General features: G+C 43.2%; 1 protein-coding gene. It reads left to right on the plus strand.

The annotated features are described in order from the left end of the window. A partial coding sequence (locus AAEY88_RS15230) for a pyrroline-5-carboxylate reductase dimerization domain-containing protein (RefSeq protein ID WP_350563739.1) occupies positions 1–127 on the plus strand: 127 nt, incomplete at its 5' end. Between the last annotated feature and the right edge of the window lie 114 nt (positions 128–241).

Below are 241 nucleotides of genomic sequence, written 5' to 3' on the forward strand. Positions count from 1 at the left end.
TTCACCGAACGGTACGACTCAAGCCGCTATTGAGTCGATGCAAGCCAATGAGATTGGTCGTCAAATCGGCGAAGCCATGCAAGCCTGTTATGATCGTAGTCAAGCGCTTAGCGAAGAGATGAAGTAATACCAATAGCCAGCAGATACAACCAGCCACTTTGTGAGTGGCTGTCATCATAAATGGTTAATACTGGTCTCGATTATTCGTCTTTTATTACTTTTATTGTTATTAGCGTACAAG

It is taken from the genome of Psychrobacter sp. CAL346-MNA-CIBAN-0220, assembly GCF_040309805.1.
Lineage (GTDB): Bacteria > Pseudomonadota > Gammaproteobacteria > Pseudomonadales > Moraxellaceae > Psychrobacter.